The 2463-nt window shown below is 73.9% G+C and carries 2 protein-coding genes; both read left to right on the top strand.

Features of this window, described 5'->3' with window-relative positions; genetic code table 11:
• Positions 1–170: 170 nt before the first annotated feature.
• Positions 171–1391 (top strand): acylneuraminate cytidylyltransferase, encoded by a 1221-nt coding sequence (locus HCN52_RS23715; RefSeq protein WP_168090468.1) that lies wholly within the window; start codon positions 171–173, stop codon positions 1389–1391.
• Positions 1388–2335, top strand: a complete 948-nt coding sequence (locus HCN52_RS23710) for an N-acetylneuraminate synthase family protein (protein ID WP_168090467.1) — start codon at positions 1388–1390, stop codon at positions 2333–2335. Before HCN52_RS23715 ends, HCN52_RS23710 begins: the two co-directional genes overlap by 4 nt.
• The last annotated feature ends 128 nt before the right edge of the window (positions 2336–2463 follow it).

Here is a 2463-nt window from a genome sequence, read left to right as displayed (position 1 = left end):
GCGCGAGGCGCCTACCGCACCGGCGTGCAGTACGTCGCCCCGATGATCCGCCGCTGGGGGCGGCTGTGACCGCCCCCGCGCCCGGCGGAGGGCCACGCCGCACCGCCGGCCGCCCCGAGCGCCGCCCCGCACCCGCCACCACCACCCACACGAACGGGACGTCCCCACCCATGACCACCGTGCTCGCCGTGATCCCCGCCCGCGGGGGCTCCAAGGGAGTGCCCGGCAAGAACCTCGCGCCGGTCGGCGACGTGCCCCTGGTGGCGCGCGCCGTCCGCGAGTGCCTCGGCGCCCGCACCACCGGCGCCGTCGTCGTCACCACCGACGACCCCGACATAGCCGCCGCCGCCCGCGCCGCCGGCGCCGAGTCAGTCGAACGCCCCGTCGAGCTCTCCGGCGACGCCGCGACCAGCGAGGCCGCGCTGCTCCACGCGCTCGACACCTACGAGGAGCGCCACGAGACCACCGTCGACGTGGTGCTGCTGGTGCAGTGCACCAGCCCGTTCCTCACCCGCGACGACATCGACAAGGTCGCCGGGGCCGTCCTGGACGGCGCCGACACCGCGCTGACCGTCGCCCCGTTCCACGGCTTCCTCTGGCGCGACACCTCCGGAGCCCCCCGCGGCGGCGCCGGCGGCCACGGCGTCAACCACGACAAGGCGTACCGTCCGCGCCGCCAGGACCGGCCCGAGGACCTGCTGGAGACCGGCGCCGCGTACGCCATGCGCGCCGACGGCTTCCGCACCGAGCGCCACCGCTTCTTCGGCCGCACCGAGCTGGTGCGCACCGACCCCGCGCGCGTCCTGGAGATCGACGACCCGCACGACCTCGCGCGGGCCCGCGCCCTCGCCCCGCTGCTGGACGGCATCCCCGGCAGCCCCCCACCGCCGTTCGCCCAGGGCCCGCTGCCCCGACGGGACGACATCGACGCGGTGGTCATCGACTTCGACGGCACCCAGACCGACGACCGGGTGCTGATCGACTCCGAAGGAAGGGAACTGGTCGCCGTGCACCGCGGCGACGGCCTCGGTATCGCCGCGCTCCGCCGCGCCGATCTGCCGCTGCTCATCCTCTCCACGGAACAGAACCCGGTCGTCGCCGCCCGGGCGCGCAAGCTGCGTGTCCCCGTGCTGCACGGCATCGACCGGAAGGACCTCGCCCTCAAGCAGTGGTGCGAGGAGAACGGCGTGGCGCCCGAACGGGTGCTCTACGTCGGGAACGACGTCAACGACCTGCCCTGTTTCGGGCTGGTCGGCTGGCCCGTCGCCGTCGCGGGCGCGCACGACGTCGTCCGCGCCGCAGCCCGTGCGGTCACCTCCACGCCCGGAGGGGCCGGCGCGATCCGCGAGATCGCCTCGTGGATCCTCGGAAAGGAACTCACGTCCTCATGAACGCACCGACCCAGCAGACCGCCGCCGGCGTCCGTCTCCGCCACCTCGGTGACCGCCCGGTCGGTCCCGGCCGCCCGGTCTACGTCACCGGCGAGATCGGCATCAACCACAACGGCGACCTCGACAACGCCTTCGCGCTGATCGACGCCGCCGCCGACGCCGGCTGCGACGCCGTCAAGTTCCAGAAGCGGACCCCCGAGATCTGCACCCCCCGCGACCAGTGGGACATCGAGCGGGACACCCCCTGGGGCCGGATGACCTACATCGACTACCGCCACCGCGTGGAGTTCGACGAGGAGCAGTACCGCGCCATCGACGCCTACTGCCGCAAGCGGAACATCCACTGGTTCGCCTCCCCCTGGGACGTCGAGGCCGTCGCGTTCCTGGAGAAGTTCGACCTGCCCGCCCACAAGGTGGCCTCCGCGTCGCTGACCGACGACGAGCTGCTGCGCGCCCTGCGCGCCACCGGCCGGACGGTCATCCTCTCCACCGGCATGTCCACCCCGCAGCAGATCCGGCACGCCGTGGAGGTGCTGGGCAGCGAGAACATCGTGCTGCTCCACGCCACCTCGACCTACCCGGCCAAGGCCGAGGAGCTGAACCTGCGGGCGATCCACACCCTCCAGGCCGAGTACCCCAACGTGCCGATCGGCTACTCCGGCCACGAGACCGGTCTCCAGACCACCCTCGCCGCCGTCGCCCTCGGCGCCGTGTTCGTCGAGCGCCACATCACCCTGGACCGCGCCATGTGGGGCTCGGACCAGGCCGCGTCGGTCGAGCCGCAGGGGCTGGACCGCCTCGTCCGCGACATCCGCACCATCGAGGAGTCCCTCGGTGACGGCGTGAAGCGGGTCTACGAGGGCGAGCTGGCCCCGATGAGGAAGCTGCGCCGCGTCAAGGGCGTCGTGGCCGAGCGCGCCGAGCGCGAGCCGGCGCAGGTCTGACCCGTGCCGGGAACGTACGCACTGGTCGAGAGCCCGGTCCAGCTGCTGAACGTGCTGGAGTGGGCCCACGCCCGGACCACCGGGACCGCGGGGACCACTGGGACCGCCGGGGGCGCCGCCCCCGGCGG

This window comes from Streptomyces bohaiensis, assembly GCF_012033785.1.
Taxonomy (GTDB): Bacteria; Actinomycetota; Actinomycetes; order Streptomycetales; family Streptomycetaceae; genus Streptomyces; species Streptomyces bohaiensis.
The sequence above is the reverse complement of the archived record's forward strand: the minus strand, read 5'-3'. Positions and strand labels throughout refer to the sequence as shown.